Source organism: Methylobacterium sp. J-067 (assembly GCF_022829465.1).
Taxonomy (GTDB): domain Bacteria; phylum Pseudomonadota; class Alphaproteobacteria; order Rhizobiales; family Beijerinckiaceae; genus Methylobacterium; species Methylobacterium litchii.
Map to the genome: position 1 here is coordinate 258,955 of NZ_JAKSXZ010000146.1, position 22,913 is coordinate 281,867.

General features: G+C 71.8%; 25 protein-coding genes and 1 tRNA gene. 15 read left to right on the top strand and 11 right to left on the bottom strand.

Annotation, left to right across the window (positions count from 1 at the left end; translation table 11 throughout):
- Nucleotides 1-60 precede the first annotated feature (60 nt).
- From folE to MKK52_RS24650, 3 genes are read left to right on the top strand one after another with little or no spacing between them, the layout of a single operon-like run.
- Nucleotides 61-855 carry a GTP cyclohydrolase I FolE gene (gene folE / locus MKK52_RS24640; protein ID WP_243958962.1) on the top strand — a complete coding sequence of 265 codons (795 nt, stop codon included), beginning with the start codon at nucleotides 61-63 and terminating at the stop codon, nucleotides 853-855.
- A 22-nt stretch (nucleotides 856-877) separates the two neighbouring features.
- A complete protein-coding gene (gene hisI / locus MKK52_RS24645; RefSeq protein WP_243958964.1) occupies nucleotides 878-1,321 on the top strand; it encodes a phosphoribosyl-AMP cyclohydrolase in 444 nt (147 codons plus the stop codon).
- Nucleotides 1,318-2,355: a patatin-like phospholipase family protein gene (locus MKK52_RS24650; protein ID WP_243958966.1), complete on the top strand. Its 1,038-nt coding sequence runs from the start codon at nucleotides 1,318-1,320 to the stop codon at nucleotides 2,353-2,355. Before hisI ends, MKK52_RS24650 begins: the two co-directional genes overlap by 4 nt.
- 99 nt (nucleotides 2,356-2,454) lie before the next feature.
- Here the strand turns inward: MKK52_RS24650 and MKK52_RS24655 are convergent.
- From MKK52_RS24655 to MKK52_RS24665, 3 genes are all read right to left on the bottom strand, one after another.
- A tRNA-Gly gene (locus MKK52_RS24655) sits at nucleotides 2,455-2,529 on the bottom strand.
- 98 nt (nucleotides 2,530-2,627) lie between these two features.
- Complete coding sequence (locus MKK52_RS24660) at nucleotides 2,628-3,092, bottom strand: NUDIX domain-containing protein (RefSeq protein ID WP_243959734.1); 465 nt, start codon at nucleotides 3,090-3,092, stop codon at nucleotides 2,628-2,630.
- Between the two features lie 8 nt (nucleotides 3,093-3,100).
- Complete coding sequence (locus MKK52_RS24665) at nucleotides 3,101-3,796, bottom strand: fumarylacetoacetate hydrolase family protein (protein WP_243958967.1); 696 nt, start codon at nucleotides 3,794-3,796, stop codon at nucleotides 3,101-3,103.
- 131 nt (nucleotides 3,797-3,927) lie between these two features.
- Here MKK52_RS24665 and MKK52_RS24670 point away from each other — a divergent pair, with 131 nt between their 5' ends.
- Nucleotides 3,928-5,361: an FAD-binding oxidoreductase gene (locus MKK52_RS24670; RefSeq protein ID WP_243958969.1), complete on the top strand. Its 1,434-nt coding sequence runs from the start codon at nucleotides 3,928-3,930 to the stop codon at nucleotides 5,359-5,361.
- Between the two features lie 243 nt (nucleotides 5,362-5,604).
- Entirely contained in the window at nucleotides 5,605-5,901 is a 297-nt protein-coding gene (locus tag MKK52_RS24675; protein WP_243958971.1) for a DUF2218 domain-containing protein, read from the top strand.
- Nucleotides 5,902-5,917: 16 nt separating this feature from the next.
- Here the strand turns inward: MKK52_RS24675 and hslV are convergent, their stop codons facing one another.
- Genes hslV through MKK52_RS24690 form a run of 3 tightly spaced genes read right to left on the bottom strand, consistent with a single transcriptional unit; the run spans nucleotide 5,918 to nucleotide 8,375 of the window.
- Nucleotides 5,918-6,463, bottom strand: coding sequence for an ATP-dependent protease subunit HslV (gene hslV, locus MKK52_RS24680; protein WP_243959736.1), 546 nt, complete (start codon nucleotides 6,461-6,463; stop codon nucleotides 5,918-5,920).
- A gap of 20 nt (nucleotides 6,464-6,483) precedes the next feature.
- Nucleotides 6,484-7,653 (bottom strand): tRNA epoxyqueuosine(34) reductase QueG, encoded by a 1,170-nt coding sequence (queG, locus tag MKK52_RS24685; RefSeq protein WP_279598018.1) that lies wholly within the window; start codon nucleotides 7,651-7,653, stop codon nucleotides 6,484-6,486.
- 29 nt (nucleotides 7,654-7,682) lie between these two features.
- The gene (locus MKK52_RS24690) at nucleotides 7,683-8,375 is read right to left on the bottom strand and encodes a glutathione S-transferase family protein (protein ID WP_243958973.1); all 693 of its coding nucleotides are present in this window, start codon (nucleotides 8,373-8,375) and stop codon (nucleotides 7,683-7,685) included.
- 204 nt (nucleotides 8,376-8,579) lie between these two features.
- Between MKK52_RS24690 and MKK52_RS24695 the strand changes: the two genes are divergently transcribed.
- From MKK52_RS24695 to MKK52_RS24710, 4 genes are all read left to right on the top strand, one after another.
- The gene (locus MKK52_RS24695; protein WP_243958975.1) at nucleotides 8,580-9,383 is read left to right on the top strand and encodes an undecaprenyl-diphosphate phosphatase; all 804 of its coding nucleotides are present in this window, start codon (nucleotides 8,580-8,582) and stop codon (nucleotides 9,381-9,383) included.
- A gap of 156 nt (nucleotides 9,384-9,539) precedes the next feature.
- The gene (locus MKK52_RS24700) at nucleotides 9,540-11,417 is read left to right on the top strand and encodes a methylmalonyl-CoA mutase subunit beta (RefSeq protein WP_243958977.1); all 1,878 of its coding nucleotides are present in this window, start codon (nucleotides 9,540-9,542) and stop codon (nucleotides 11,415-11,417) included.
- A 20-nt stretch (nucleotides 11,418-11,437) separates the two neighbouring features.
- Nucleotides 11,438-11,794: a hypothetical protein gene (locus MKK52_RS24705; protein WP_243958979.1), complete on the top strand. Its 357-nt coding sequence runs from the start codon at nucleotides 11,438-11,440 to the stop codon at nucleotides 11,792-11,794.
- A gap of 114 nt (nucleotides 11,795-11,908) precedes the next feature.
- Nucleotides 11,909-12,352 carry a hypothetical protein gene (locus MKK52_RS24710; protein ID WP_243958981.1) on the top strand — a complete coding sequence of 148 codons (444 nt, stop codon included), beginning with the start codon at nucleotides 11,909-11,911 and terminating at the stop codon, nucleotides 12,350-12,352.
- A gap of 9 nt (nucleotides 12,353-12,361) precedes the next feature.
- Here the strand turns inward: MKK52_RS24710 and MKK52_RS24715 are convergent, their stop codons facing one another.
- Complete coding sequence (locus MKK52_RS24715) at nucleotides 12,362-13,891, bottom strand: YifB family Mg chelatase-like AAA ATPase (protein WP_243958984.1); 1,530 nt, start codon at nucleotides 13,889-13,891, stop codon at nucleotides 12,362-12,364.
- A 147-nt stretch (nucleotides 13,892-14,038) separates the two neighbouring features.
- Between MKK52_RS24715 and MKK52_RS24720 the strand changes: the two genes are divergently transcribed.
- From MKK52_RS24720 to MKK52_RS24730, 3 genes are all read left to right on the top strand, one after another.
- A complete protein-coding gene (locus MKK52_RS24720; protein WP_243958986.1) occupies nucleotides 14,039-14,299 on the top strand; it encodes a PepSY domain-containing protein in 261 nt (86 codons plus the stop codon).
- Nucleotides 14,300-14,519: 220 nt separating this feature from the next.
- Nucleotides 14,520-15,338 (top strand): SGNH/GDSL hydrolase family protein, encoded by an 819-nt coding sequence (locus tag MKK52_RS24725; protein ID WP_409564735.1) that lies wholly within the window; start codon nucleotides 14,520-14,522, stop codon nucleotides 15,336-15,338.
- 48 nt (nucleotides 15,339-15,386) lie between these two features.
- Nucleotides 15,387-16,247, top strand: coding sequence for an SDR family oxidoreductase (locus tag MKK52_RS24730; RefSeq protein WP_243958988.1), 861 nt, complete (start codon nucleotides 15,387-15,389; stop codon nucleotides 16,245-16,247).
- A gap of 7 nt (nucleotides 16,248-16,254) precedes the next feature.
- Here the strand turns inward: MKK52_RS24730 and MKK52_RS24735 are convergent, their stop codons facing one another.
- Genes MKK52_RS24735 through MKK52_RS24745 form a run of 3 tightly spaced genes read right to left on the bottom strand, consistent with a single transcriptional unit; the run spans nucleotide 16,255 to nucleotide 18,094 of the window.
- Nucleotides 16,255-17,079 carry a metal ABC transporter permease gene (locus MKK52_RS24735; RefSeq protein ID WP_279598048.1) on the bottom strand — a complete coding sequence of 275 codons (825 nt, stop codon included), beginning with the start codon at nucleotides 17,077-17,079 and terminating at the stop codon, nucleotides 16,255-16,257.
- 35 nt (nucleotides 17,080-17,114) lie between these two features.
- Entirely contained in the window at nucleotides 17,115-17,930 is an 816-nt protein-coding gene (locus tag MKK52_RS24740; RefSeq protein ID WP_243958992.1) for a metal ABC transporter ATP-binding protein, read from the bottom strand.
- Nucleotides 17,927-18,094, bottom strand: coding sequence for a hypothetical protein (locus MKK52_RS24745; RefSeq protein WP_243958994.1), 168 nt, complete (start codon nucleotides 18,092-18,094; stop codon nucleotides 17,927-17,929). The genes MKK52_RS24740 and MKK52_RS24745 overlap by 4 nt, the downstream gene beginning before the upstream one ends.
- Before the next feature lie 116 nt (nucleotides 18,095-18,210).
- Between MKK52_RS24745 and MKK52_RS24750 the strand changes: the two genes are divergently transcribed.
- Both MKK52_RS24750 and MKK52_RS24755 read left to right on the top strand, forming a co-directional pair.
- Nucleotides 18,211-18,726: a Fur family transcriptional regulator gene (locus MKK52_RS24750; protein ID WP_409564736.1), complete on the top strand. Its 516-nt coding sequence runs from the start codon at nucleotides 18,211-18,213 to the stop codon at nucleotides 18,724-18,726.
- A gap of 52 nt (nucleotides 18,727-18,778) precedes the next feature.
- On the top strand, nucleotides 18,779-19,096 hold the full coding sequence (locus MKK52_RS24755) for a hypothetical protein (RefSeq protein ID WP_409564737.1): 318 nt from the start codon (nucleotides 18,779-18,781) through the stop codon (nucleotides 19,094-19,096).
- Here the strand turns inward: MKK52_RS24755 and selB are convergent.
- On the bottom strand, nucleotides 19,054-21,006 hold the full coding sequence (gene selB, locus MKK52_RS24760; RefSeq protein ID WP_243958998.1) for a selenocysteine-specific translation elongation factor: 1,953 nt from the start codon (nucleotides 21,004-21,006) through the stop codon (nucleotides 19,054-19,056). The genes MKK52_RS24755 and selB overlap by 43 nt on opposite strands.
- 314 nt (nucleotides 21,007-21,320) lie before the next feature.
- Between selB and MKK52_RS24765 the strand changes: the two genes are divergently transcribed.
- Nucleotides 21,321-22,844: a CHAD domain-containing protein gene (locus MKK52_RS24765; RefSeq protein ID WP_243959000.1), complete on the top strand. Its 1,524-nt coding sequence runs from the start codon at nucleotides 21,321-21,323 to the stop codon at nucleotides 22,842-22,844.
- The last annotated feature ends 69 nt before the right edge of the window (nucleotides 22,845-22,913 follow it).

Sequence of the window (22,913 nt, forward strand, 5' to 3'; positions counted from 1 at the left end):
CACCGGCCCGTGCGCCAGCCACGGGCGCGGGTCCCACACCAGAGCCCGAGCCCGATCCGCATGTACGCCAAGCCCGACAGCACCACGATGAAGACCCGTGTGGCGCGGGCCGGAGATGCCATGGATGCCGCCCTCAAATCCCTTTCCTACAGCGTCGACGGTCAGACCCTGAACGGCATGCGCAACGATAATCAGCCGTTCCGCGACGGCGCCGCCGCCGTGACCGAGATCGCGCCGGAGCCCGCCTCCGCGACCCGCGTCCCCGAGGGTCTCGCCCTGGGCCGTCCCAGCCGCGAGGAGGCCGAGGCCGCCGTGCGCACCCTGCTGCGCTGGGCCGGCGACGACCCGACCCGCGAGGGCCTCATCGAGACCCCCGCCCGGGTGGCCAAGGCCTACGAACAGCTGTTCGGCGGCTACCGCATCGATGCCGATTCGCTGCTGGAGCGGGTGTTCGAGGAGGTCGAGGGCTATTCCGACATCGTCCTCGTGCGGGACATCCCGTTCCACTCCCATTGCGAGCACCACATGGTGCCGTTCATGGGGCTGGCGCATATCGCCTATTACCCCTCCAAGGGCGTGGTCGGCCTCTCGAAGCTCGCCCGCGTGGTCGATGCCTTCGCCAAGCGCCTGCAGACGCAGGAGACGATGACGGCGCAGATCGCGGACGTGATCGAGAGCATCCTCAAGCCGCGCGGCGTCGCCGTGATGCTGGAGGCCGAGCACCTGTGCATGGCGATGCGCGGCGTGCAGAAGGCCGGCGTCTCGACCCTCACCACCCAGTTCCGCGGCGTGTTCAAGAACGCGCCGGACGAGCAGGTCCGCTTCCTGACCCTCGTCCGCGGCGGAGCCAAATAAGCCCTCGCGGCTTTTGACCGCCATGCCCGAGACCGCCCCGTCACCCGCGTCCTGCATCGCCTTCCCCGCGCCCGGTAGCAAGGCCGAGGTCGAGGAGGGCGATTTCTTCATGCCCCGCTTCGACCGGGACGGCCTCGTGACCTGCGTCACGGTCGATGCCGGCGACGGGCGGGTGCTGATGGTCGCGCACATGAACGCCGAGTCCCTGGCGCGGACGGTCGAGACCGGCGAGGCGTGGTATTGGTCGCGCTCGCGCGGCGAGTTGTGGCGCAAGGGCGCCACGAGCGGCCAGACCCAGCGCGTCCTCGAAATGCGCACCGATTGCGATCAGGACGCCGTGCTGATCACTGTCGCGGTCGGCGGTGATGGCGGCTGCTGTCACACGGGCCGCCGCGCCTGCTTCTACCGCACCGTCGCCCTCGACCGGGAGACCGGACAGGTGCGGCTGCGGCTCGCCGGGGAATGACTCACCGACCCGAGCGGCGCGAGCCACTTCCTCGCCCCTTTCCCATTCCGACCCGCGGCGCCGAGGCGCCCCGGCGCACCGCTGCCTGGGCCAAGCCCGTCTTCCCGCCCGGCGCCGTCGAGCCGGTGCGCGCCGCCGAGACCGGCCCGCGCCTCGGCCTCGCGCTCGGCGGCGGCTCGGCGCGGGGCTGGGCGCATATCGGCGTCATCCGTGCCCTAGAGGAGGCGGGCCTCGCGCCCACCGTCGTCGCCGGCTGCTCCATCGGTGCCGTGGTGGGTGCCTGCTACGCGGCGGGGCGACTCGACCGGCTGGAAACCTTCGCCCGCTCCCTGACGCGGGGCCGCGTCGTGCGCCTTGTGGACCCGCGCCTGCCGGGCTCCGGCCTCATCGCAGGCAACCGCCTGCGGCGGCGCCTTCTGACCGACCTCGGCGACAGCCGGATCGAGACCCTGCGGATCGCCTTCGGCTGCGTCGCCACGGAATTCGGCACCGGCGCGGAGGTCGCCCTCACCGAGGGGCCGCTGGTCGAGGCCGTGCGGGCCTCCTACGCCATTCCCGGCCTGTTCCCCCCGGTGGACATCGCCGGGCGTTTCTTCATGGACGGCACCCTCGTCAACCCGGTGCCCGTGGCGCTGGCGCGGACCCTGGGGGCGGACGTCGTCGTCTGCGTGAACCTCAACGGCGACACGGGCGGGCCGGTGGTCCGCGAGGTGACGGTGCCCACGCCGCGCCGGGGCCTCCTGCACGCCGTGCGCGGACGGCTGCCGGGCTTCGCCCGCACGCCGCCGGAGGCGGCACCGCTGCCGGGCATCGCCAGCGTCGTCCTCGACGCCTTCAACATCACGCAGGACCGCATCTCCCGCGCCCGCCTGGAGCGCGACCCGCCGGACGTGGACATCGGCCCGGACGTGGCGGCCTTCGGCCTGTTCGACTTCCACCGCGCAGCCGACGGCATCGGGCTCGGCTACCGCGCCGCCCGCACCGCGCTACCGCGCATCCGCGCCGCGCTGGACGGGGCCGCCGCGCGGGTGTGAGGCCGGCTGCGAAACGGCGCCGTCGCTAAGGACCCGCCAGAAACGACGAAGCCGCCCGAAGGCGGCTTATCGTTAGTCCGGTCGTTTGGTTGGGAAAACTGGAGCGGGCGAAGGGATTCGAACCCTCGACCCCAACCTTGGCAAGGTTGTGCTCTACCCCTGAGCTACACCCGCTCACTGTGCTGTTGGCCGCCCCGGAAGTCCGTGCCGGCGACCCCCGGCGGCGCCCTCTAAACACCATTCCGACGGGCGACGCAAGCCCGTTTTCCGGCTCACCATCGCAAAGCTGGAGAAAGGCCCTCCCGGAACTCCCGCAGGCGGGCCAGGGTCCCCCGGCTCGTGCCCTCGGGCGGGGCGTCGGCGGGGAAAAAGCCGCTTTCGGCGATCTCCCGATCCGGCGCCTTCGGGCGCAGCACGGTGAAGGCCGGCGCCGCGTAGAGCGCGACGTGATCCAGGGCGGAGCCCGCGTTGTTGTGGAACAGCCCGAGGAGCCGCAGCGGCCCCTCGGTGCGGAGTTCCCCCTCCTCGCGGAATTCCCGCACCATCGCCTCTTCGGCGGTCTCGCCCCGCTCGACGCCGCCGCCCGGCAGGTGCCAGCCGCTGAGATAGGTGTGGCGCACGAGAAACACGCGCCCCTCCCCGTCCCGCGCGATCCCGCGCACGCCGAGGGTGACGCCCCGCGTGGCGAGGGCGCCGAAAAAGAACAGCCGGCGGAGGGCCGGGCGGTCGAGGATCAGCCGCTTCGTCACACGACGTCCAGGGTGATCGCGCCCAGCCCCTCAACGGCCGCCACCATGCGCTGCCCGCGCTCCACCGGGCCGACGCCGGAGGGCGTGCCGGTGAAGATCAGGTCGCCGGGCTGCAGGGCGAAGTAGCTCGACAGGTACGCGATCTGCTCGGCGACGGACCAGATCAGATCGCCGAGGTCGCCCTTCTGCTTCACCGTGCCGTCGACGGAGAGGGTGATCGCACCCGTGGTCGGGTGCCCGATCAGCGAGACCGGATGGAGCGCGCCGATGGGCGCGGAGGAATCGGCCGCCTTGCCCGTGTCCCAGGGGCGGGACATCTTCTTGGCCTCGTCCTGCAAGTCGCGGCGGGTCATGTCGAGGCCGACCGCGTAGCCGTAGACGAGCTCGAGGGCCGCCTCGACCGGGATGTCGGTGCCGCCGCCGGAGAGCGCGGCTACCATCTCCACCTCGAAATGGTAGTTGCTCGTCTTTGACGGGTAGGAATGCGGTGTCGGCTCCGCGCCGACCACCTGCAGGGCGTCGGCCGGCTTCATGAAGAAGAACGGCGGCTCGCGATCCGGATCGGCGCCCATCTCGCGGGCATGGGCGGCATAGTTGCGCCCGACGCAATAGACCCGCCGTACCGGGAAGAAATCCTGGCTGCCGACGATGGGCAGGGTGGTCCGGGGCGGATTCTGGATGACGGAGAGCATCGGGATCCTCAAGTCTTCGCGTCGCCTGCGGCCGGAATGCTGCCGGGCGCGAGCCTCGTTGTAAGCCATCCGCCACGGGCCGCCATCCGGCCGGGCTTGCTGAGCGGGCCACTGCGCGCAAAATTCATGCGATGACCGAGCCCGCCCCCTCCGATCTCCTCGACGCCCTGCGCGGTGCCCTCGGCGACCGCCATGTGCTGACCGATCCCGACCTGCTGGCGCCCTATCTCAGCGAGCGGCGCGGGCTCTTCCACGGCGCGACGCCCGCCGTGCTGCGGCCCGGCTCGACGGAGGAGGTCGCCACCGCCGTGCGCCTCTGCGCCGGGGCGGGGGTGCCGTTTGTCGCGCTCGGCGGCAATACCGGGCTCACCGGCGGGGGCGTGCCGCAGGGCGGCGTGGTGATCTCCCTGGAACGGCTGACGGCCGTGCGGGCAATCGATCCCATCGGCGCGACGCTCATCGTGGAGGCCGGCGCGATCCTCGAGACCGTGCAGGCGGCAGCCGACGCGGCGGGGATGCTGTTCCCCCTCACTTACGCCTCGCGCGGCTCGGCGCGGATCGGCGGGGGCATCGCCACCAATGCGGGGGGGCTCAACGTGCTCGCCTACGGCAATGCCCGCGAACTGACCCTCGGGCTCGAAGTCGTGCTGGCGGACGGGCGGATCTGGAACGGCCTGAAGGCCCTGCGCAAGGACAACGCGGGCTACGACCTGAAGCAGCTCTTCATCGGCTCGGAGGGCACGCTGGGCATCGTCACCGCCGTCGCCCTGCGGCTGTTCCCGAAGCCGCGCTCCACGGGCGTCGCCTTCGTGGGCCTCGCCTCGGCGCAGGCCGCCCTTGACCTGTTCGTGTTCCTGCGCGACCGGGCCGACCGCGACCTCACCGCCTTCGAATACCTGCCGCCCTTCGCCCTCGACCTTGCGCTCCGGCACGGGAAGGGCACGGTGCGCCCCCTCTCTGGGGATCACGGCGCCTATGCCCTCGTCGAGTTCTCGTCCTGCCGGCCGGGCTCGGAGGCCCGGCACGACCTCGAATCGGCCCTCGGCGAGGCCTTGGAGGCGGGGATGATCGGCGATGCCGCCATCGCGTCGGGCGGGGCGCAGGCGAACGCCCTGTGGGACCTGCGCGAGGCCGTGCCGGAGGCCCAGACCCGCGAGGGCGGTTCGATCAAGCACGACGTGTCCGTGCCCCTCGCCCGGCTGCCGGAGTTCCTGGAGCGGGCCAACGCTGCCTGCCTCGCCGCCATGCCCGGCCTGCGCCCCTGCGGCTTCGGCCATTTCGGCGACGGCAACATCCACTTCAACCTCAGCCAGCCGGTGGGCATGGACAAGGCCGCGTTCCTCGACCACTGGACGCGCTTCAACCGGATCGTTCACGACATCGTGCACGAACTCGGCGGCTCCATCGCGGCCGAGCACGGGGTCGGGCTCATCAAGCGCGACGAGCTCGCCCGCTACGCCCCGCCCGTCGCCCTCGACCTGATGCGGGACATCAAGGCGACCCTCGACCCGCGTGGCCTGCTGAACCCCGGCAAGGTCGTCCCGCCGCCTGCGGGGAGTGCGTAACAGCAATCGACTTTTGTGCGGCGCGCCATAATTCGGCTCGTCTGACGGCGGAGAACGGGGACGCGGCGGACACACCCGCCGCAATCGAACCTTGGCGTTAACCTGCTGCTAAGGCGTCGATTGGACCTTCTGGTGAGGGCGCGGCCACGATCCACGGGAAAAGGCCCGCCCCTTGCTTCTCGCCGTCGGACGTTTCGCAGTTGCGAGACAGACCGCCGAGCGCCACCGATCCGGAGTCATCCGATGCCCTCTTCACTGGCCCGCGTGCAGACCACCGAAGCTAGCCGTTACCTGCAGCAGCTCTGCCGTCACTGGAGCCACAAGTTCGATGTCGAGGCCACCGCCGACCAGGGCAAAGTGCCCTTCGGCGCGGACCGCGTCTGCACCCTGAACGCCGAGCCCGACGCCCTCGTGATGCGCATCGAGAGCGCCGACCCGGTGAACCTCACCCGCCTGGAGAATGTGGTCTCGGACCACCTCCTGCGCTTCGCCTTCCGCGAAGGGCTCGGCGACATCCGCTGGTCGCGCGCCGTCGCCTGAGCCGTCCGGCGCGGGGCTACCGCGCCGCTTCGTCCAGCGCTTCGATGACGAGGTTGCCGTTGGTGTAGACGCAGATCTCCGCCGCGATGCCCATCGCCTTGCGGACGATCGCCTCAGCGTCGAGCGCCCCGTCCTCCAGCGCCCGCGCGGCGGCGAGGGCGTAATTGCCCCCCGAGCCGATCGCCATCACGCCGCTCTCCGGCTCCAGCACGTCGCCGGAGCCCGACAGGAGCAGGCTGACGTCACGGTCGGCCACCAGCATCATCGCCTCCAGGCGGCGCAGGTAGCGGTCGGTCCGCCAATCCTTCGTCAGCTCCACGCAGGCGCGGGTGAGCTGGCCGGGATACTGCTCCAGCTTGGCTTCCAGCCGCTCGAACAGGGTGAAGGCATCGGCGGTCGCCCCGGCGAAGCCGCCGATCACCGCGCCCTTGGCGAGCTTGCGCACCTTGCGGGCGTTGCCCTTCACGATCGTCTGGCCGAGGCTCACCTGCCCGTCGCCGCCGATGACGACGCGACCGCCCTTCCGCACCATCAGGATCGTGGTGGCGTGCATGCTGGGCATGCCGCCCCGCTCGTCGTGGCTCACGTCTGCGCTCCTGTCTCGTGATGCGGCGCAGATGGGGAGCGTGTCCCCTCGCGTCCAGCGGTGAGGGCGAAGGTCCATTCCTCGCGGACATGCCCGTCCGCCTCGTCCGCCCCGAAGCGGCGGTGCAGGTCGCGCAGGGCGTCGGCGTCCAGCAGCTGGCCGCAGGCCCAGACTGCCATGCCGCGCACCAGCGGCGAGGCGTCCGCCAGCCGCGCGACGGCACTCGGCGCGAGGCTGGGCTCGTCCGAGTTGCCCACCGCGATGAGGACGTTGCGCAGGAAGCGGTCGCGCCCCGTACGCTTCACCGGGGTTCCGGCGAAGAACGTGCGGAAGCCGGCCTCGTCGAGGGCGGCGAGGGTCCGCAGGTCCGGCGCGGCGAGGTCGTCGCGGGCGGACAGGCGCGTCTCGGCGGCCTGCCGGGCGAACTTGTTCCAGGGGCAGATTGCAAGGCAATCGTCGCAGCCGAACACCCGGTTGCCGATGGCGACACGGAACGCGGCCGGGATCGGCCCCTGGTGCTCGATGGTGAGGTAGGAGATGCAGCGCCGGGCATCGAGCCGGTAAGGCGCGGGCAGCGCATCGGTGGGGCAGATGTCGAGGCAGGCCCGGCAGGAGCCGCACCGGTCGACGCCCGGCGCGTCGGGTTCGAACTCGGCGCTGGTGTAGATTGCCCCGAGCAGCAGCCAGTTGCCGGCCTCGCGGGAGATCAGCACCGTGTGCTTGCCCTGCCAGCCGAGCCCCGCCGCCTCGGCGAGCGCCTTCTCCATCACGGGGGCGGTGTCGCAGAAGACCTTCACCCGCGCGTCGGCCTTGGCCGACAGGTAGCCGCCCAGCTCCTTCAGCTTGCCCTTCAACACTTCGTGATAATCGCGCCGCTGGGCGTAGGCCGCGATGGCGCCGTGCCCGCGCCGGGCGACGAGCGCCAGGGGATCCTCCTCCGGCCGGTAGCTCATGGCGACCACGAGGATGCTGCGCACCCCCGGCCACAGGGCGACGGGGCTGGCGCGCTGGTCCGCGCGCTCCTCCATCCAGTCCATGGTGCCGTGGGCGCCCTCGGCGAGCCAGTGGGCGAGGCGTTCGGGCAGATGGGGGACGCGGTCGGGCCGGGTGATGCGCAGGCCGCAGAAGCCCAGGTGGCGGGCCCTGTCCTCGACCAGCCGGCGCAACCGTTCGCCGTGGAAGAACCGCTTGTCGCTCAGAAATCGAGATCCGAGTAATGGGCGGCCGGCGGCATGCCGGCGACCCGGTCGGCGAGGATGGCGCGGAAGGAGGGCCGCGACTTCACCCGCGCATACCAGTTGCGGGCCATCTCGTCCTCCTCCCACGGCACGTCGCCGAGATAGTCGACGCAGGAGAGATGGGCGGCCGCCGCGAGGTCGGCATAGGACAGGTCGTCACCCGCGAGCCAGCGCCGTCGGGCGATGAGATAGCCGATGTATTTCAGGTGGTAGCGCACGTTGGTGCGGGCGGCGCGGATGGCGTTCATGTCCGGCGGGCCGCCGCCCTGGCTCGTGGTCATGAAGCGCTTGGCGATCTTCTCGGCCACGAGGTAGCCGGTCACTTCGCCCTCGAACTTCACGAGGAACCAGTCGAGCAGGCGGCGCACCTCGACGCGGCCGGTTGGGTCCTCCGGCAGGAGGCGGCGCCCGCTGAGGCCGAGGCCCCTCGTCTCGTCGAGATATTCCGCGATGACGCCCGCGCCGGGGACGACCGTGCCCGATTGCTCCAGCAGGACGGGCGTGGTGCCGGCCGGGTTGATCAGCAGGAATTCGTCGCGCCGGTCCCAGCTGCGCTCCTCGATGAGAAGCGGTTCCAGGCCCATCTCGGCCATGACCAGCCGGACGAAGCGGGAATTCGCGCAGAAGGGGAAATGATAGAGGTTCGCCATCGAAGCCGCAGTGAGGCTCCCTCTCGCGCCGTCCGCCCCGGCGGGCAGGGCCTCAATCCGAGCGTTATTGCCGGTTTCTTGCCGCCCCCTTAACACGCGCGGTCAAGCACGGTAACCGCCCGTCAACCGCGATCGGTGATGCCACCGGGCGGACAAGGGTGTGGGCGGCGCCTGGTGCGTGCGCCGGAAGGCGCGAGGACAGGCATGGATCCGGTCAGCATCGGGAAGGCAATTCTGCTCGGCCTCGTGGAAGGCGCGACGGAGTTCATCCCCGTCTCCTCCACCGGCCATCAGCTCCTCGTCGGGCACTTCATCGGCTTCCACTCGCCCAACAACACCTTCGAGGTGCTGATCCAGCTCGGCGCCATCCTGGCGATCCTGGCGGTGTATTTCCGCCGGCTCCTGAACATCGCCACCGCCGCGCCGCACAACCCGCAGGCGCGCCGCTTCATCCTCGGCATCCTCGTCGCCTTCCTCCCGGCGGCGATCATCGGCGGCCTCTTCTCGAAGCTGATCAAGGCCTACCTGTTCAACCCGTGGATCGTCTGCGCGACCCTGGTGGCGGGCGGCCTCGTCCTCCTCGTCATCGACGATACCGACCTGGAGGTGAAGAAGACCGACGTCTACGACTTCACCCTGCCGATGGACTTCAAGATCGGCGTCTTTCAGTGCCTCGCGATGATCCCCGGCGTGTCGCGCTCGGGCGCCACCATCGTCGGCGCGATGCTGATGGGCGCGGACAAGCGTTCCGCCACCGAATTCTCGTTCTACCTCGCGATGCCGACCATGGCCGGCGCCTTCGCGAAGGACCTGTTCGACAATTACAAGAACCTGTCGAGCAACGATGTCGGGCTGATCGCGATCGGCTTCGTCGTCTCCTTCATCTCGGCCCTGTTCGTCGTGCGGGTGCTGCTCGATTACGTGTCGCGGCACGGGTTCCGGCTGTTCGCGTGGTGGCGCATCATCGTCGGGGCGCTCGGCCTCGCGGGGCTCATCATCCTGGGCTGAGACGAGGGCGGCCAGGAGGGGAATTGCATCGGAACGGGTTCTCGTGTCACGCAGCGCGGAGACCGCGGCGCCTGAACCGCGGCAACCACGCTGCGACGCGCTCCCCGCCGGCCGGATGCCGGTTCGGGGCGCCTTGAGGGGGGCTCGGCCGAACCGATGGAAGACAGACCGCTCGCCGATCTTTTCGAGCCGGCCGACCGCAAGCGGTGGCTCTCCCTGGTCGAGACCGCGCTGAAGGGCGCGGATTTCGAGAAGAAGCTCGTGTCCAAGACCGCCGACGGGCTGCGCATCGAGCCGCTCTACGGCGCCGCCGAGCCGACGGCGCAGCCGGTGCGGGCGCCCGGCTCCTGGAAGATCGCCCAGCGCGTCGATCATCCCGATCCCGCCGCCGCCGCCCGTCAGGTGATGACCGACCTCGAAGGCGGCGCGGACGCCCTCGTCCTCGCCTTCGCCGGGGCGCCGGGGGCGCGCGGCTACGGCCTGACCGTGACCGACGCCGCCGGGCTCGACGCGGCGCTCGCGGGCGTGATGCTGTCCCTCGTCAACCTGCGCCTCGACGCGGGCGGGCGCGGCCTCGACGCCGCCCGCTGGATCCGCGACCTCGCCGCCGCGCGGGGCGAGGATCTGGCCTCCTACGATCTCGATCTCGGGATCGACCCCGTGGGCGTGCTCGCCGCCACCGGCAGCCTCGGCGCCGTGTGGAAGGAGATCGCCCCCCAACTCGCCGCCGCCGTCTCCGAACTGGACGCGGCCGGCTTCACCGGCCGCGCCTTCCTGGCGGACGGACGCCCCTACCACGAGGCCGGGGCCGGCGAGGCCGCCGAACTCGGCGCGGTGCTCGCCACCGCCCTCGCCTATCTGCGCGCCCTCGAAGCCGCCGGCCACGACCTCGACGCGGCCCGCGACCGGATCGCCGTGCTCCTCGTGGCCGATGCCGACGAGTTCGTGACGCTGGCGAAGTTCCGCGCCATGCGCCGGCTCTGGGCGCGGGTGGAGCAGGCCTGCGGCCTCGACCCAAAGCCCCTGCGCATCCATGCCGAGACGGCGTGGCGCATGATTACGAAGCGCGACCCCTTCACCAACATCCTGCGCACCGGCATGGCCGCCGCCGCCGCCGGGATGGGCGGGGCCGACGCCGTCTGCGTGCTGCCCTACACACAGGCGCTCGGCCTGCCTGACGCCTTCGCGCGGCGCGTCGGCCGCAACAGCCAGATCGTCCTCCTGGAGGAATCGCATCTCGGCCGGGTCAGCGATCCGGCGGCGGGCGCGGGCGGATTCGAGGCCCTGACCGACCAGATCGCGGAGGCCGCCTGGGATGCCTTCCGCGCCATCGAGGGCGAGGGCGGTATCGTCGCCTCCCTCAGCGTCGGCAAGATCCAGCGCCGGATCGAGATGGTGCGCGAGGCCCGGACCAAGGCGGTCGCCACCCGGCGGATGCCGCTGACCGGCGCCACCGAGTTCCCGAACCTCGCCGAGAAGCCGGTCGCCGTCCTCGACGTGCCCCCGGTCGCGCCGGGCAAGCCCGCGAATTTCGGGGCCGGCGCGGCGGTGGCCTGCGATCCCCTGCCCTCGCAGCGCCTCGCGGAGCCGTTCGAGACCCTGCGCGACGCCTCCGACGCGGCCCTGGCCAAGACCGGGCGCCGGCCGAGCGTGTTCCTCGCCAACCTAGGCCCCCTCGCGGCCTTCAACACCCGCGCGAGTTTCGCCGCCAACGCCTTCGCGGCGGGGGGCATCGAGGCCCTCTCGAACGAGGGCTTCCCGGACACGACCTCCCTGGTCGAAGCCTACAAAGCGTCGGGGGCGTCCCTCGTCTGCCTGTGCTCGTCCGATGCGGTCTATGCCGAGAAGGCGGTGGAGGCGACCGAGGCGCTGGCAGCGGCCGGCGCCGGGACGATCTACCTCGCCGGACGCCCGGCCGAGTTGGAAGCCCCCCTGAAGGCGGCGGGCATCCACGCCTTCCTGTTCATGGGGTGCGACCTTCTGGCGCTTCTGGATGAAGCGATCCGGCGCGGACTTCGCTCTGCTCCCCGCTGAGTGTGACCCGGTCGTTTCCCATGATCCGTTCGTTTCTTCTAGCGACAGCCCTCGCCTGTTCCGTTCCCGCCGTGGCCGCGCCGGCCCGCTACGACGGGACATGGAGCGTCGAGATCGTCACCGAAGCCGGCTCCTGCGACCGGGCTTACCGCTACCCCGTGCGCATCGAGAATGGGCAGGTCCGTTTCGTGGGCACCGCCTTCACCGTGAACGGGCAGGTTGCCCACAACGGGGCGATCCGGGGCTCGATCTCCTCCGGCCTCTCCACTGCGACGGTCGTCGGCCGGCTCGGCGCCAACGGGTTCGGCCGGGGCACCTGGGTCGCCTCGGGCTCCTTCGAATGCCGGGGCCGCTGGAACGCCGAGAAGCGCGGCTGAACCGGCCCGCGTCTTGCGCGCTCCGTCACGCCGGGACCGCGCCCCGGCCCTGTTCCCGACGCAATCCGGGGGGAATCTGACACCCGGTTCGGACACCCGACGAGGCCGCCCCGCATGAAGTTCCCGATCCTCGCCACGCTCGCCGTTCTCACCGCCGTGACGGGCGCGGAGGCCCGCCCGCAGCGGGTCGTGAAGGCGCCCGACCGCGCCGAGGCCGAATCGGTGATGTCGCCCCTGCGTCAGGCCGCGACCGACTGTTTCGCCGAGACGGTGATGTCGAACCCCAAGGCGATCCGCGAAGCCCGCGCCGGCCATTGGTACGAGGCCGCCTCCGTCACCGGCTTCCTGTGCCGGCCCGAGGTCGCGGCGCTGATCCAGACGCATGACCGTCTGTTCGGCGCCAAGACCGGCGAGCGCTACTTCAAGGGCGCCTACGCCAAGCATCTCGACAAGCAGCTCGCCGAGCGGCTTCAGCCGATGCTGGAGCGCAAGGCCGTGGCGAGCGCCGAGCCGCCGGCCGAGAAGGCCAGCGCCGAGGATGCCGCCCCGTCCGAGTAAGCCGGCCCGTCAGGCCGTTCCGTCGCTCCTTCCCCGGTAGGACAGCGCCTCCGCGAGGTGCAGCCGCCGCACCTGCCCCTCGCCGTCGAGATCGGCGAGGGTGCGCGCAACCCGCAGCACCCGGTGGAAGCTGCGGGCCGAGAGGCGCATCGTCTCGGCCGCCTGCCGGATGAGCGCCGTGCCCTGCGCGTCGGGGCTCGCCACCGCCTCGATCACCTTGGCCGGACAGGTCGCGTTCGTCGTCTCCGGCGGCAGGCCGTGCTCCGCGTAGCGCGTCGTCTGCCGGGCGCGGGCGGCGGCGACGCGGGAGGCCGCCTCGGCCGACCCCTCGGCGGGCGCGGGCAGGATCAAATCCGCCGCCGACACCGCCGGCACCTCGATGCGCAGGTCGATCCGGTCGAGGAGCGGGCCGGAGAGGCGGGCCTGATACTGCGCCATGCAGCGCTCGTTCGGCCCCTTCCGGCAGGCATAGCCGGGATCGAGACCGTGTCCGCAGCGGCAGGGATTCATCGCCGCCACCAGTTGGAACCGGGCCGGGTAAGTGACCCGGTGGTTCGCCCGCGCGAGCATCACCGTGCCTGTCTCCAGGGGCTGGCGCAGGGAATCGAGCACCTGCGGGCTGAATTCCGGCAATTCGTCCAGAAAGAGCACGCCGCCATGGGCGAGGGACACCTCCCCCGGCCTGACGCCGTGGCCGCCGCCGACCAGCGCCGCCATGGAGGCCGAATGGTGCGGCTGGCGGAACGGCCGCCGGTTCGACAGGGCGCCGCCCTTCAACCCTCCCGCCACCGAGCGCACCATGGCGATGTCGAGCAATTCGCGGGGGCCGAGGGGCGGCAGGATCGAGGGCAGCCGCGCGGCGAGCATCGACTTGCCGGCCCCCGGCGGCCCGTTGAACAGCAGGTTGTGGCCCCCGGCCGCCGCGATCTCCAGGGCGCGCTTGGCGCCTTCCTGGCCCTTGATGTCGGCGAGGTCGGGCAGGGCCTCGTCCGCCGCCGCCAGGGCCGGTACGGGGCGGGCCATCACCTGGCTGCCCTTAAAGTGGTTGGCGAGCTGGATGAGCGAGCGCGGCGCCAGGACGTCGAGGTCGCCCCCGGCCCAGGCGGCCTCCGGTCCCGTCGCGGCGGGGCAGATAAGCCCGAGCCCCCGCTCGGCGGCCGCAAGCGCCGCCGGCAGTACGCCGTTGACGGGGGAGAGCGTCCCGTCGAGGGCGAGTTCGCCGAGGACGCAATAGCCCGCCAGCGCATCCGCCGGGATCGCACCGATGGCAGCCATGACGCCGAGCGCGATGGGGAGGTCGTAATGCGAGCCTTCCTTCGGCAGGTCGGCCGGGGCGAGGTTCACGGTGATCCGCTTGGCCGGCAGGGCGAGGCCGGAGGCGATCAGCGCTCCGCGCACCCGCTCCCGCGATTCGGCCACCGCCTTGTCCGCGAGCCCAACGACGGAGAAATGCACCGAGCCGGGGAGGATCTGCACCTGGACATCGACGGCACGCGCCTCGATCCCCTCGAAGGCGACGGTGGCAACGCGCGTGACCATCCTGGCCGGGCTCCGGTGTAAACGACCCGCGACCGGGTGTCGCACCTCTGCGGGAAAACCGGAGCCGGCTCAAGCGGGTCGGCCCTCTGGAACCGGCCGGCGCATCCGCGGTTCGGGCTCTGTCACAAACCAGAAACGGAGCCCGCCATGCGCCTCACCCCCAGCCTCACCGCCCTCGCCTTCGTCCTGACGCTGGCTCCGGCCGCCTATGCCGACACGCCTCTGCCGGCTGAACAGAAGGCCAAGGTCGAAGCGATGCTCCGCCAGGAAGGATTCACCAAGTGGAGCGAAATCGAGCTCGATGACGGCATGATCGAGGTGGACGACGCCATCGATTCGGCCGGCAAGAAGGTCGATCTCAAGCTCGATCCGAATACCCTGGCGATCGTGAAGCGCAAGAACGACTGAGCGAGGCCGCCCCCATTCCCTTCAAATGGGGGCTTTTCGCAGGGGAGCGCCCCGATCCGGCCACGAGGATAGGCCAGGATCGGCTTTGTGTCGGGCGGCGAATTCGTTTACAATGAGTTACGAATTCAGTTGGCTTTCACCGCGTTTCCCGAACCGATCCTTCCGCGGTGATCGTGCACAATGTATCCATCATAACCGCTCGCCGAACCCTACGGTGCCCGTGTCGACGCCATCCTCCGCAAGCCCCGTCCGCGACCTCGCCCACCGCTGGGTCAGGCGTGTCGCCTTGGCCGCCGGGCTGCTCGTCATCCCAACCGCCGTTCTGGCCTACGCGGACCTGCTCCCGGAATCCCTCGATCTCCTGGGCATCGACATGCACGAGACGCCGGACCTTCCGCACGTGGCGCGGCAACTCGCCATCGGCGCCCCGCTCCGCATCGTCGCCTTCGGATCGTCCTCGACGGAAGGCATCGGCGCGTCGAGCCCGGCCAACGCCTACCCCGCGCGCCTGCAGAACGACCTTCGCACCAAGCTTCGCGGCGTCGAGGTCACGGTGATCAACCGGGGCATCGGCGGCGAGCACGTGGACGACATGCTCGCCCGCCTCGACCGCGACGTGATCGGCCCCGAGCCGCAGCTTGTCATCTGGCAGACCGGCAGCAACGACCCGCTGCGCGGCGTCTCCCTGGACCATTTCCGCGAGGCGACCCTGGAGGGCCTGCGCCGGATACGCGATGCCGGGATCGACGTGGTGCTGATGGAGCCGCAATGGTGCCCGAAGCTCGAATCGACGCCGGGCGCCAACCGCTTCCGTGACGCCGTGCGCGACATCGGCGAGGAACTGGACGTGCCGGTGATCCGCCGGGCCGACCTGATGCATGGCTGGGTCCGCGACGGGAAGGTGACGTCGAAGCAACTCTTCGCGTCCGATGGCCTGCACATGGCCGACCGGGGCTATGCCCTCCTCGCGGCGGCGGCGGCCGAATCGATCCTGCGCGACGCCGGCCCCGTGCAGGTGACGCAGGCGGTGGCGGAATAGTCGCCGGCCCGGCTTGACGGAGGCCCCGGCCTCCCGGACACCCGGCCCATGAATCTCTTCGTCTTCGGGCTCGGTTTCACCGGCCGCCGCTTCGCCGAGGCGGCGCGAAGCCGCTTCGACACGATCCGGGGCACCGTCACCGAGGACGAGGCCGCAGGGCGCATCGCCGCCGAGACCGGCTTCACCATGCGAGCCTTCGGGCCGAAGGCGGCCGATCCCGCCATTTCGGCCGACCTCGCGGACAGCGACGCGCTGCTCGTCTCGGTCCCGCCGGATGCCGAGGGCGATCCGGTCCTGCCGCATTACGCCGAGGCCATCGCGGCAAGCCGCATCGGCTGGATTGGCTACCTCTCCACCATCGGCGTCTACGGCGACCAGGGCGGCGCCTGGATCGACGAGACTACTCCGCCCGCCGCCCGCAGCGGGCGCACCCGGTCCCGCCTCGTGGCGGAGGAGGCGTGGCTCGCCCTCGGCGCGCGCACGGGCCAGGCGGTGCAGGTGTTCCGGCTGTCGGGGATCTACGGGCCCGGCCGCAACCCCATCGTGAAGGTGCGCGAGGGGCGCTCCCAGCGGATCGTGAAGAAGGGTCAGGTCTTCAACCGCATCCACGTGGACGACATCGCCACGACGCTGCTCGCCTCCCTCGACCGGCCGCGCAACGGGGCAATCTACAACGTCACCGACGACGAGCCGACGCCGCCGCAGGTGGTGATCGAGCACGCCGCCGCCCTCGCCGGTCTGCCGCCGCCCCCGGAGGTCGATTTCGAGACCGCCGACCTCTCGCCGATGGCGCGCAGCTTCTACGGCGAGAACAAGCGGGTGCGGAACCGGCTGATCCGCGAGGAGCTCGGGGTCCACCTCGCCTACCCGACCTACCGCGAAGGGCTCGCCGCCCTGGCGGACGAGTAGAGCCGCCTCAGGCTTCGAGGTGCCGGGGCCGCACGAGGCGGCGCAGCAGCCCGCCCTGCGGCCCAGCCAGCATAGAGACGAGGTAGAGCGTCCCGGCCGACAGCACGATGGCCGGGCCGGTCGGCAGGTCGAACCGGTAGGATAGGCTGAGACCCGCGAAGCTCGCCAGGACGGCGAGGACCACGGAGGCCGCCATGGTGGCCCCGAGCTCCCGCGCCCAGAACCGCGCGGCGACGGCCGGCAGCAGCATCAGCCCCACGGCGAGCAGGGTGCCCAGCGCCTGGAAGCCGCCGACGAGGTTCACCACCACGAGGCCGAGGAAGGCGAAATGCACCGGCCCGCCGGCCCGGCTGACGCTGCGCAGGTAGAGCGGGTCCACGCATTCCATCACCAGCGGCCGGTAGATCAGCGCGAGGGTGACGAGCGTCAGGGTGCAGATGCCCCCGAGGAGCAGGAGCGCCGGATCGTCCAGGGCGAGGACCGAGCCGAACAGGAAATGCATCAGATCCACCTGCGAGCCGCGCAGGGACACGAGCAGCACCCCGCCCGCCAGGGAGATCAGGTAGAACGCGGCGAGGCTGGCATCCTCGCGCAGGACCGTCGTACGGGTGACGGCGCCCGCCAGCAGGGCCACCGCGAGACCCGCCACGAGGCCGCCGATCGTCATCGCCGGCAGGGACAGGCCCGCCACGACGAACCCCGCCGCCGCGCCGGGCAGGATCGCGTGGGCCATGGCGTCGCTCATCAGGCTCATGCGCCGGAGCATGAGGAACACGCCGACCGGCGGCGCCGAGACCGACAGGGCGAGGCAGCCCGCGAGCGCCCGGCGCATGAAGCCGAACTCGATGAACGGCGCGAAGGGGTCGATCACGCGGCATCCTCATGGCCGTGGCTGTGGCCGTGCTCATGCGCATGGGAATGCCCATGCGCGTGCGCCTCGCGCGGTGCGGCGTGGCGCGTGCCGTCGCAGATGGCCGCGTCCTCGTCCCAGGCTTCCGAGAGCGACCGGGCGCGGGCGAGGTTGTCCGCCGTCATCACCCGCGCGGTCGGCCCCCAGGCCACCGGCTCGCGGGCGAGCAGCAGCGTCGTGGGGAAATGGGTGCGGATCTGCGCGAAGTCGTGCAGGGCCGCCACCACGGTGCGGCCCTCGCCGTGCCAGCGGCGCACGAGGGCGAGGAGGTCGTCGGTGGTCCGCGCGTCGATGCCGGTGAAGGGCTCGTCGAGGAGGATCGTCCGGCAATCCTGCAGGATCAAGCGGGCGAACAGCGCCCGGCGGAACTGGCCGCCCGAGAGGGTGCCGATGGGCCGCGCCTCGAAGCCGGAGAGGCCCACCACCGCCAGCGCGTCGCGCAGGGCGGGGGCCGCGCGGCGCAGGGAGCGCCACGGACCCAGGCGGCGCCACAGGCCCATGGCGGCGAGGTCCATGACGCTCACGGGGAAGCTGCGGTCGATGGCGTCGGCCTGCGGCAGGTAGGCGATGTCGTCCGGCCGCTCGATCCGGCCGTCGAGGACCGGGATCTCGCCGGTCAGGCCCTTCAGGAGGGTCGACTTGCCGGCCCCGTTCGGCCCGGCCAGCGCCAGGAGGTCGCCGGCGCGGATCGTCCCGTCGAGATGGTGGACGGCCGGGTGCCTGTCGTAGCCGAGCGTCAGCCCGTGCAGCCGGATCGGCGCGGGCGCGCTCACGCGGCGAGCGCCCAGGCGATGGCCACCCAGACCAGGCCGGCGAGCCCCGCCGCGAGGCCGAGGCGCGGGGCGAGCCCGCTGCGGTACAGCGTCGGGCGAAGGGGGGCGGACGGGCGGCGCGGCACGATAGCTGGCTTCTTGAAGGACGGAGCGGGACGGGGCATGCGGTGCGGCGGCCCCTGGTACGGTCCCGGCCGGAAGTGATACACTGTAACAAAGCCGCCGCACAACCGGCGCCGCCCGGCCGCCGACGCCGGTCGCCCTTTCGGGAGCCGCCATCGTGTCAGCCGCCGGACATTCCCACGATCACGCCCACGATCACGCCCACGGCCATTCCTGCAAGGCCGAGCCGGCGGCGATCCTCGCCCGGGCGGAGGAGCTGTGCCGGGAGCGCGCGGTGCAGTTCACCGCCCTGCGGCGGGAGGTGCTGGACGCGGTGGTGGCGAGCGAGAAGCCGCCGGGCGCCTACGACATCGCCGAGCGGCTGAGCCGGCCGGGGCGGCGGGTGGCGCCGGTCTCGGTTTACCGCGCCCTCGATTTCCTGATGGAACTCGGCCTCGTCCACCGCATCGCCAGCCGCAACGCCTTCGTGCCGTGCGCCCATGCCCACGGCGCGAGCGAGAACGTGGTGTTCCTGATCTGCCGGACCTGCGGCGGCATCGACGAGACCACCTCGCCGGAGGTGGAGAGCGGCCTCGGCAAGACCCTCAAGCGCGCGGGCTTCACCCCCGCCCACAGCATCCTCGAAGTCGAGGGTGATTGCGGCGCCTGCCGCGACAAGGCGCGCCGGGCCTGAGCCCTCCGCGACAGGAACCGCGCGCCTCCGCGTTCCGGCTTGAACCGCCATCATGGAGGCTCCCTTGCCGAAGCGGTTGTTTGCCCTGTCCGCCGCCCTGCTGGCGGCCTCGCCCGCCCTGGCGCAGGGGCGCCCCTCCACCGTGGCGATGAGCTGCGCCCAGGCCTCGCGGCTCGTGGCGTCCCAGGGGGCCATCGTGCTGGGCACGGGCGGCCAGACCTATGACCGGTTCGTCCGCGACCGCTCGTTCTGCGAGCCGACCGAGATCGCCCGCCGGGCCTTCCGGCCGACGCGCGACGCCGCCGCCTGCCTGATCGGCTACACCTGCTACGAGCCGAGCCGGGACGACTGGCTGGGCAGCGATTTCTGAGGCGCGGCCTTCTCCAGGGAGACGATGATCCGCTTGTCCCCGGCGCGCCGGGTGAAGCCCGTCGCATCGAGGTGCTCCAGCAGCGGAATCGAGAACTTGCGCGAGATGCCGAGCGCCGCCCCCGCCTCGCGGGCGAGGAAGCCGGTCTCGGCGTCGGCGGCGGCCGGAAAGGCGTCGAGCAGGCGCGAGCGGGCGCTCACCACCGCCTCCCGGTGGAACAGCACCGCCCGGCGCTGCACCCGGTCGACCGCACGGATGATCGCGCCCGAGCCGATCAGGTAGTTCAGCGCGTCCCGGCGGCGGATGTCGCGGCCGATGGCCTCGGCCTCGTCGGGCGGGTTTAGCCCGGCCTTGCGGAACGATTGCTCCAGCCGGCGCACCGTTTCGGTCTCGTTGCGGGCCGGGTCGAAATCCGCCCGGCGCCACAGGGTGCCGACCTGCGTCACCTCTCCCGCGCCGGTGAGGTCGCGCAGCACCGCGCCCGTCACCGATTCCGGCAGGGCGAGAGAGCGGGCCACCTGATCGAGGGGGGCGCCATGGTCCATCGGGCGCTCCCGGTGGAACTGCGCCAGCGTTCCCATCGTCCCGGAGCGCAGCGCCGCGAAGGCCGGCGCGCCGACGAACCGCTCCGCGATCTCCCGCGCGCCCGCGGCGGTGAGGAGACGCCGGACGCGCTCCGGCGTGGTGCCGGCGAGGCGGGCGAGTTCCGCCAACGGCGCGCCGAGCGCCCCGGCCTGCCCCAGCCGCACGGTCAGCGCCTCGGCCGGGCGGCCGGCGGCGATGGCCGCGAGGTCGGCGGTGACGCGCGGGTCGTTGCGGCGGCGGCGGCGGCTCGCCGGATCGAGGATGCGCCCGCCCGCCACGGTGGCGGCGGGGGAATCGAGGCGCAGCACGAATGGCTCCCGCGCCGGCACCGCCACCTCCTCCGCGAGGTGGAGCTGGCCTTGCGCCGTCTGCCCCGGTTCGAGGCTCTGCCGGTCGAGCAGCCGCAGCCGCGCCTCGACCTCGGTGGTGCCGAACAGCAGGCGGCAGGCCAGGCCGCTCGGCAGGGCGGACTCCGCGCTCGCGGCGGCGGTGACGGCGACATCGAGCCAGCGGGTCGGGACCAGAAGGTCGGGCAGGCTGAGCGCCTGGCCGCGCGCGATCTCGTCGAGGCCGACGCCCCGCAGCGCCACCGCCGTGCGGCGGCCGGGCTCGGCCACCTCCACCGGGCGCCCGTGGATCTGCAGCCCGCGCACCACGGCGCGGCGCCCGCCGGGGGCGATCTCGACCGTGTCGCCCACCGCCAGCTTGCCCCGGCGCAGGGTGCCCGTGACCACCGTGCCGAAGCCCGCGCGGGTGAAGACCCGGTCCACCGGCAGGTAGGGGAAGCCGTCGTCGGTGCCGCCGTTGGCCTCGGCCAGCAGGCCGAGCAGCGCCGCCGAGAGGGCGGGAATGCCGATGCCGGTGAGGGTCGAGGTGGCGATGACTGGCCCCGTGTCGAGCCCGGCCCGCGCCGCGGCGGCGGCGATCTCGGCGGATCGGGCGCGGATCGTCTCCGGGGTAGCGAGGTCGGCCTTGGTCAGCACCAGCACGCCCCGGCGCACGCCGATCAGCCGGGCGATCTCCAGATGCTCGACGGTCTGGGGCTTGATGCCCTCGTTGGCATCCACCGCCAGCAGCACCGCCCGCATGCCCGTCGCGCCCGAGACCATGGCACGCACGAACCGCTCGTGCCCCGGCAGGTCCACGAGGTCGATCTCCCCCGCCTCGCCCGCGAGCAGGGCGAAGCCCGGCACGATGGACACGCCCCGGGCCTGCTCCTCCTTCAGCCGGTCCGTCTCGACACCGGTGAGCGCACGCACGAGGGCGGTCTTGCCATGGTCCACATGGCCGATGACGCCGACGAGAAGAGTCTTCAAGGCAGTCACGGGGAATGCTCGAGTGACGGGACGACCGCATAACCGCCGCGAAGGGGTCCCGCTCCATCGGACGGAGCGAACGGGCAGGCGCAGTTTGCCGATGGCGATACTAGATTGAGCAATTGAATTGCAAGCGATTTAGTGTGGCAAAATGATTTTGGGACTGAAAAGGGGACTTCACGGCAGTGTCGCGAAGGCTGCCGATAACAGCGGATCGCTTCAGCGCGTCAAGCGTAGGAGGATGAGCCTTGCGGACGCACTCCGCAGGACGTGGTAGATCGGCCCCTCGCTGGGTCGGCGTGCAATTTCGAGGTGGGTGACACATGAGCGAGGCGCAGGAAGGGACGGAGGCACCGCGCGAGATCGAGTTGAAGCTCGAATGCGACGGCCCCGATCTCACGGCCCTGAGCACCCACCCGCAGTTGAAGGACGTGGCGGCGACCGAGCCGAAGCTGCTCCGCACCCGCTACTACGACACGCCCGACAGGGCGCTCCGGGAGGAGGGCCTGACCCTGCGGATCCGCAGCGCGGAGGGCCGCCACATCCAGACGGTGAAGGCGGGCGCGGGCCAGATCGGTCTGTTCGACCGGGCGGAATGGGAGAGCGACGTGCCGGGCGACGCCCCGGAGCCCTCCGCCTGGGCCGGCACCGCCGCCGAGCCGGTGCTGGAGAAGGCGGGGGCCACCCTCGAACCGCTCTTCACCTCCGTCATCATGCGCCGGGTCCATTCGGTGGAGTTCGGTGACTCACAGATCGCCGTCACCCTGGACGACGGGCGCATCGAGACCGCCTCCGGCGACGCCCTCCTGTGCGAGCTGGAGCTCGAACTGGAACGTGGGCGGGTGGCCGACCTCTTCGCCTTCGCCCAGACGCTCACCGAGACCGTGCCCCTGCGCCTCGGCGTGCTCTCGAAGAGCGCGCGGGGCTTCGCCGCCCTCGACCACGAGGTGCCCTCCCCGGCCAAGGCGGAGGCGATCACCCTGGACCCCGAGGACGACGCCGGCACGGTGTTCCGCACCGTCGCCCGCGCGTGCCTGCGCCACCTGCGCATCAACGAGACCGCCTTCCTCCAGGGCCTGCGCGACCCGAGCGCCCTGCACCAGATGCGGGTCGCCCTGCGGCGCCTGCGCTCGGCCCTGTCGCTGTTCGCGCCCCTCTTCGAGAACGACCCTAAGGCGGCGGCCCTCGGCGACGAGATCAAGCGCGTGACCGAGCCCTTCGGCCACGCCCGCAACCTCGACGTGTTCATCCACGACACGCTGCCCGTGCTCGCCAAGCACAACCCCGACCATCCCGGAATCGCCGAGATCGGGCGGGGCGCGGACGAGGCCCGCGAGCACGCCTATGCCGCCGTGCAGCAGATCCTGACGAGCCCACAATGGCGCGGCCTTCTCCTCGACATCGCCGGCTGGGTCGAGGCCGGCCCGTGGAGCGAGCAGGATGCGGCGCGGCAGGACGGCCGGCACTTCGCCGCCGGCATCCTCGACAAGGCCCGCCGCCGCGTGAAGAAGCGCGGGAAGGGCCTTCGCCACCTGGACGCCCACACCCGCCACCGGGCGCGCATCTCGGCCAAGAAGCTGCGCTACGGCGCCGAGTTCTTCGCGGGGCTGTTCCCCAAATCGAAGGCCCAGAAGCGCCAGAAGGCGTTCGGGGACGCGCTGTCCGACCTGCAGGACCATCTCGGCGCGCTCAACGACATCGAGACCGCCCGCACCCTGCCCCTCGACATCGCGCGTGAGGACGGCCCGGCCATGCCGGAGGTGGACGAGAAGCGGGTGAAGGACCTCCTCGACAAGGCGGCGGACGCGCGCACCGACCTGCTCGACGTCAAGCCGTTCTGGCACTGAGCCGGACGCACGAAAGCACCGGAACGGAGGCGGCTCTGGGGCTCACCGCCTGCCGTTCCGGCGCTGACG

Bases quoted from the DNA above. Each gene is read 5' to 3' on its own strand.
- folE (WP_243958962.1), top strand. From the start codon at position 61: ATGTACGCCAAGCCCGACAGCACCACGATGAAGACCCGTGTGGCGCGG.
- hisI (WP_243958964.1), top strand. From the start codon at position 878: ATGCCCGAGACCGCCCCGTCACCCGCGTCCTGCATCGCCTTCCCCGCG.
- MKK52_RS24650 (WP_243958966.1), top strand. From the start codon at position 1,318: ATGACTCACCGACCCGAGCGGCGCGAGCCACTTCCTCGCCCCTTTCCC.
- MKK52_RS24665 (WP_243958967.1), bottom strand. From the start codon at position 3,796: ATGCTCTCCGTCATCCAGAATCCGCCCCGGACCACCCTGCCCATCGTC.
- MKK52_RS24670 (WP_243958969.1), top strand. From the start codon at position 3,928: ATGACCGAGCCCGCCCCCTCCGATCTCCTCGACGCCCTGCGCGGTGCC.
- MKK52_RS24675 (WP_243958971.1), top strand. From the start codon at position 5,605: ATGCCCTCTTCACTGGCCCGCGTGCAGACCACCGAAGCTAGCCGTTAC.
- hslV (WP_243959736.1), bottom strand. From the start codon at position 6,463: ATGCCCAGCATGCACGCCACCACGATCCTGATGGTGCGGAAGGGCGGT.
- MKK52_RS24690 (WP_243958973.1), bottom strand. From the start codon at position 8,375: ATGGCGAACCTCTATCATTTCCCCTTCTGCGCGAATTCCCGCTTCGTC.
- MKK52_RS24695 (WP_243958975.1), top strand. From the start codon at position 8,580: ATGGATCCGGTCAGCATCGGGAAGGCAATTCTGCTCGGCCTCGTGGAA.
- MKK52_RS24700 (WP_243958977.1), top strand. From the start codon at position 9,540: ATGGAAGACAGACCGCTCGCCGATCTTTTCGAGCCGGCCGACCGCAAG.
- MKK52_RS24705 (WP_243958979.1), top strand. From the start codon at position 11,438: ATGATCCGTTCGTTTCTTCTAGCGACAGCCCTCGCCTGTTCCGTTCCC.
- MKK52_RS24710 (WP_243958981.1), top strand. From the start codon at position 11,909: ATGAAGTTCCCGATCCTCGCCACGCTCGCCGTTCTCACCGCCGTGACG.
- MKK52_RS24715 (WP_243958984.1), bottom strand. From the start codon at position 13,891: ATGGTCACGCGCGTTGCCACCGTCGCCTTCGAGGGGATCGAGGCGCGT.
- MKK52_RS24720 (WP_243958986.1), top strand. From the start codon at position 14,039: ATGCGCCTCACCCCCAGCCTCACCGCCCTCGCCTTCGTCCTGACGCTG.
- MKK52_RS24730 (WP_243958988.1), top strand. From the start codon at position 15,387: ATGAATCTCTTCGTCTTCGGGCTCGGTTTCACCGGCCGCCGCTTCGCC.
- MKK52_RS24735 (WP_279598048.1), bottom strand. From the start codon at position 17,079: ATGCGCCGGGCGCTCGCGGGCTGCCTCGCCCTGTCGGTCTCGGCGCCG.
- MKK52_RS24745 (WP_243958994.1), bottom strand. From the start codon at position 18,094: ATGCCCCGTCCCGCTCCGTCCTTCAAGAAGCCAGCTATCGTGCCGCGC.
- MKK52_RS24755 (WP_409564737.1), top strand. From the start codon at position 18,779: ATGGAGGCTCCCTTGCCGAAGCGGTTGTTTGCCCTGTCCGCCGCCCTG.
- MKK52_RS24765 (WP_243959000.1), top strand. From the start codon at position 21,321: ATGAGCGAGGCGCAGGAAGGGACGGAGGCACCGCGCGAGATCGAGTTG.